3 protein-coding genes, 2 rRNA genes and 1 pseudogene are annotated in these 5,196 nt (G+C 64.2%); all 6 read right to left on the bottom strand.

Annotation, left to right across the window (positions count from 1 at the left end; all coding sequences use genetic code 11):
• A pseudogene (locus AC2VOU_RS18495) lies at nt 1-329 on the bottom strand (HAD-IIA family hydrolase); the annotation flags it as partial.
• A gap of 1 nt (nt 330) precedes the next feature.
• Nucleotides 331-1,116: a tetratricopeptide repeat protein gene (locus AC2VOU_RS18490; protein ID WP_486958675.1), complete on the bottom strand. Its 786-nt coding sequence runs from the start codon at nt 1,114-1,116 to the stop codon at nt 331-333.
• Nucleotides 1,117-1,256: 140 nt separating this feature from the next.
• On the bottom strand, nt 1,257-3,269 hold the full coding sequence (locus tag AC2VOU_RS18485; protein ID WP_486958674.1) for a fatty acid desaturase: 2,013 nt from the start codon (nt 3,267-3,269) through the stop codon (nt 1,257-1,259).
• A gap of 145 nt (nt 3,270-3,414) precedes the next feature.
• A complete protein-coding gene (locus AC2VOU_RS18480) occupies nt 3,415-4,659 on the bottom strand; it encodes a PucR family transcriptional regulator (RefSeq protein ID WP_486958673.1) in 1,245 nt (414 codons plus the stop codon).
• 154 nt (nt 4,660-4,813) lie between these two features.
• Nucleotides 4,814-4,926, bottom strand: a 5S ribosomal RNA gene (rrf, locus tag AC2VOU_RS18475).
• Nucleotides 4,927-4,991: 65 nt separating this feature from the next.
• Nucleotides 4,992-5,196 (bottom strand): 23S ribosomal RNA (locus tag AC2VOU_RS18470); the annotation flags it as partial.

Genomic DNA, 5,196 nt, shown 5'->3' with positions numbered 1-5,196 from the left:
GGATCGAGGCCGACGGCCGTGATCTCAGCGGCCAGCGATTCGGTCCCCACCACCAGCACCCGGGATCGGGGCACCAACCGGCCGGCCAGTACATGGGCCGCGCTCTGCGCGCTGGTGACCACGTCGACGTCGGCCGCCTGCAGACCCAGGTCTTGCAGGTGCGCGGCGACCTCCCCGGCGCTGCGCGACGCGTTGTTGGTGACGAATAGCGTTCGGCCCGGCGCATTTTCCAGCGCCTCGGCGGCGCCCTCGGTCAGTTCGTGACCACGAAATACGGTTCCATCGAGGTCGAGTAGCAGACAGTCGTGTTGCTGTGCAAGTGTCGCCACGTCAGCCGAGCTCACTCGCCCGGTCTTCGGCGTCAGTGGCACCCTCGACGTCGGCCTCGGCGGCATGCAAAAACCATTGCAGGGCCTCGTCGCGACGATCGAGGGCCAGCAAGGTCTCGGCATAGGCGTAGAACAGCCTGGCCGGGATTGTGCCGATGCGGGTCGGATCGGGTTGCGGCGTGGACAACACGGTCAGGGCTTGCTCGAGTTGGCCGAGATCGGCACGGGCGCCGGCGATGACGATGCGCATCTCATCGGCTTCGTCGCCGGTGAGCTTGGCCGCTTCGTCGCCCCGGGCCAGCTCCAGCGCGCGTTGCGGTCGACCGAGCCCGCGTTCACAGTCGGCGATCAACGGCAATAGTGGTGACTTGCTGCCCATCCTGCGTGCCGCCCGCAGTTCCGCGATGGCCTGCGACCAGTCCCCGCACTGGTATGCGGCGATACCGACGGCTTCCCGCACGGCGGCGATCCGGCCGGAGCGAGCCCGCGCGGCGCGTGCATGTTCGAGAGCTGCCGCTGGGTCCTCGTCGAGCAATTCGCCCGCGGCCACCAGGTGGCGTGCCACCGCATCGGCGTTGACGCGGTCCAAAGTGCTTAATTCCCGCCGGATTTCGGGTGCGAGTTGCTTGGCCTCGATCTCCCGCGGGATCGGCGGCCCCTTCTGGTCGTCCGCAGAGCGGTCCCGGGTTTGCAGACGACGGTCACGTCCCGGGCCGGAAGTAGGAGCCTGGGGTCGTGGCGATCTCTTCGGTCGCCGATCCCTATCGCCTTGCCTGTCGTCGCCCACTCGAACCCTTCACCTCGTCGCTACTTCCCGACAAAGGATACGGGCTACGTGCCGTCGTTCCTGCTACAGCACTGCATCGGCCAACCTGTCACCCTGGTCGAGGCGCGCGGTGGCCGGGTGAAACAGCAGCCGGCCGATCGCTAACGAGCGTCGTAGTCGATCGTGATGGACGGACTGGTGGGCCGCGCTTGGCAGGTGAGAACACGACCCGCCCGGACGTCGTCATCGCGCAGGGCAAAATTCTGGTCCATCGACATCTGGCCGGAGGTGATCACGGCGGTGCAGGTGCCGCAGGCCCCGCCCATACATGCGTAGGGTGCGTCGAGCTTGTTGCGCAGTGCCGCTTCGAGGATCGTCTCACCGGCATGGAGGTGTATGTCGTGATCGGCGCCCCGCAGTGTGACGGTCATGTCGGAGGCGATGGACCCCGGTGGCGGAGTCGTGGCGGCATTGGTGCGGAAAAGTTCCAGATGCACGCGCTCGCTGTCAACCCCTGCATCGATGAGGTTGTCCCGCAGTGTCGTTACCAGTTCCTGCGGCCCGCAGAGGAACCACCGGTCGACGTCGCCGCTTTCGCGGCCGACAACTTGTTGCACCAAGGAATAGCTGATCCGTCCGCGGGTGCCGGCCGATTGTCCACCGTCTCGGGACCGGACATGCACAACGCTGAGCCTGTCGCCGAACTGCTTTTCCATGTCGTCGAGTTCCTTGCGGAACATGGTGGACGCTGTGGTGCGGTTGCCGTAAATGATGGTGAAGCGGCTCTGAGGCTCGACGTCATGGCCGGTGCGCACGACCGACAGGATGGGCGTTATGCCGCTACCAGCCGCCACCGCCACGTACGTTCGCCGAGCCGAGGAAACGAACGGCACTCCGAAATTGCCGGTGGGCGGGCCAAGTCGAACCTTGTCACCGGCACGCAAATTGGCTGTTGCGAAGGTGGAAAATGTCCCGCCTGGCACCCGCCGGATAGCGATGGCGAGTTCGTCCGACACCGCAGACGTGCAGATCGAGTAGCTCCGCCGCACATCTTGTTGCCCGACCTGATGGTGGACGGTGAGATGCTGGCCCGGCTGGAATCGGAAGTGCTCACGAAGATCTGGAGAGATGTCGAAGGTGATCTTGACGCTGTCGGGAGTCAGCGATTCGACACTGCGAATGACTGCCGGATGGGCGACACCGCTTCTTTCGGCGACCGGCCGCGGCGGGTGGACGGGAACAAGCGCGGCCAGCCTGCCGTTGAGGCGCTTCCACCGCCGGTACTCAGCGGCGTCGAGTTGCTGGCCGAAAGCCGTCATGAGAGCGGGATCGCGATCGAGATACGCGGCTTCGTTACGCCGCCATGCGGCGACATATTTGTAGAACGGAATGGACGGGTGCAGGTGATGGACGAGGTGATAATTCTGCGATAGCAGAAGCGGGGTGAGGACCCATTCCGCTCCGACGCGATTGCGGGTGGCCCGGTAGCGGTTGCCCTGATGGGTGTCCTTCAGGTCGTGGTGCGGAAGCCAGTCGAACCACCATGCCAGCACGAACACCGCGATGCGTTCGGGGACGAGATAGACGATCGCGAGTTGCCAGAAGTGCCCGGTGAACGCAGCGGCCGCGATCGCGGCCAACGTGACACCCAACAGCGCCGCGGTCTCGGCGAGCTCAGAACGGGGGCGGCTGCCCCAGTTTCGCGCCAGGAAGCGCAGATACGGCAGATCCATCACGGAAAAGCGCAGCGGGAGCTGCCAGCCGGTGGCGCCACTGACGAAATGATCGGGATCGTCGTCGCCGTCATTGGTGTGGCGATGGTGCTCGATGTGGATGAATGCGAACGACTCGAAAGAGATCAGCGGCGAGACGAAGATCATCGCCACGCGACCGAATACCAGATTGACCCAGCGGTGGCGGCTGATCGAATAATGCGATGCATCGTGCACGACGGTGAACAGCACGAAAATCGCCGCGGCACTCACCGGGATGGTGAGAATGGGACGAAGTGCCGATGTCAGCGCCGCCTCGGTGCTGACTCCGAAAACCGTTACCGCTGCCGCGAACAGCGCCACCGTCGGCCACGACACCATGGGAATCTTCTCACCGGTGTCGGGCAGCGTGTGATTGGTCGCCGTCGGCGAAACTCGCTGCGGCTGCACCTCCAGCGTCACGAACCACGTCCCTTCTGCCGTCCTGTCGCACTGCGGCGACCGAGGTTTCGGCAAAGCTACCGAGTGCCCGGGCCCGACAACAAGAAGGTGTGGGCACACACCCATGTGCTGACAGCACACCGAAGCAGGAATGCCCCCGGATGCATTACGGCAAGTTCTGAGCTGCGGGGGCTCCCAGCACCTCGCAGACACGCAAAGCCGCATGAAGTTCTGGAACCCTTGTCCGGATCGGTGTGCCGATGCGCTGCTCGGCGCGGCGGACCCGTTGCAGAACGGTATTGCGGTGAATGCCCAGCGTGGCGGCAGCCACCTTCAAGCTTCCCTGCGCTGAGAAAAAGGCCAACAGCGCTGCTCGCTCGTCTCGGCTGCGCGGGTCGTCGCGAGCGAGCTCGCCAAGCTCCGCCTCGACGAAGGCTCGTGCCGCGCCGAGGTCGCTGGACATCACATCGATGAGCGCGATGTCGCCATACTCAGTGACCGACGGAGCGGGCCATCCGGCCAACTCGGCAATTCGCCTGGCCCGCAACGCCTCACGATGCGAGATGCGGAATCCAGCCGGTCCTTCTCGCAGCGCACCGACCGCGAGGTGAACTTTCTCATCGGGACGGTAGGTGCGGACCAGAATTTCCATGCCCGAAGCGGACGGTTCCGCGGTCACAGCGACCCACCCCCATACCGCGCGCGGACCGTCAGCGACGACGAGTGCACGTTCGCTACCAATACTTTTGGCGAATCGCTGCGCGACGGCGGCCAGATCTGGAATATTCCCGGACGCCCAGCAGACGAACCCCAACTGCCTGCCCGTGAGTATGTGGCCGAGCACCCGTTCCGAGCGGCCCACGTTGATCCGTTCGTCGACCAGCAGCGCCCGGACAATATCGTCGCGTTCGGCTCGGTGCTGGTTCTGGCGCCGGTCGAGCTCGGCGACGTACTCCGAGGCACCCAGCGTCGAGATGCGATCGATGTATCGAAATCCAAACCGCTCCATTTCGAGAAAGGCGGCAAGCGACTCGGCCGGATCCTCAACTCGGGCGGACACGGCCTCGGCGAACTTCTCGATGAAGTAACGGTGGCCGAGCCGGTAGAAGCGCAGCATCACGTCGACGCTGTGCCCGCGGGAAGCCATCGCCCGGGCGTGCTCGAGAGCAGTCACCGGAGCTTCTGCGGCCCCGACGTCGATGCCGTGACGAACCATTGACAGCGCCGCTTCGAGATTCGACGAGCACGACCCCAATGTCAGCCCGCGTAGTTCAGCGTCAGCACCGATCGCGGGGATGTGCGCGGCAAGGAACTCAAGCATGTCGTCGGCTAGGGACGACACGTCGCCGAGCAGCGATGCGGCGACCGCCCGCAACCCATGAGCGCCGTCGGCCGAAGATCCGTCAACCATCTGCAGGACAGTAGTTGTCGATTGTGGTGCGCCGGCGGTTGGCGGCCGTTCGAAGCCCGTCCGCTGACTGGTTGCGGTGGCTGGCTTTGTGGTTTTGTGGTGGATATGCCCGTGCCCCCCAAGGGTTTTGGGGGGCACGGGGCTTGTTGTGTGTGTTCGGCGGTGTCCTACTTTTCCACCCTTGTGGGTAGTATCATCGGCGCTGGCAGGCTTAGCTTCCGGGTTCGGGATGGGTCCGGGCGTTTCCCTGTCGCTATTACCGCCGTAACTTTATTGAGTTTGTTGTTGGTGGTGGGGTGCAGCAGTTGTGGTTGCTGGATGAGTGGTTGCGTGTGTGTAAGTTTTCGGCCGGTTAGTGCCAGTTCCCTGCGACCATTGCTGGTTTTGTAGGTCTGGTCTATCGATCCCGTGGTCTGCGGGGGGCCTTATCCTTCTTAAAAGGTGAGAAGCCTGGTCTTGGAGGGGGTTTCCCGCTTAGATGCTTTCAGCGGTTATCCTGTCCGAACGTGGCTATCCAGCGGTGCCCCTGGTGGGACA

This window comes from Mycobacterium sp. TH-M25 (assembly GCF_057473665.1).
The sequence above is the reverse complement of the archived record's forward strand: the minus strand, read 5'-3'. Positions and strand labels throughout refer to the sequence as shown.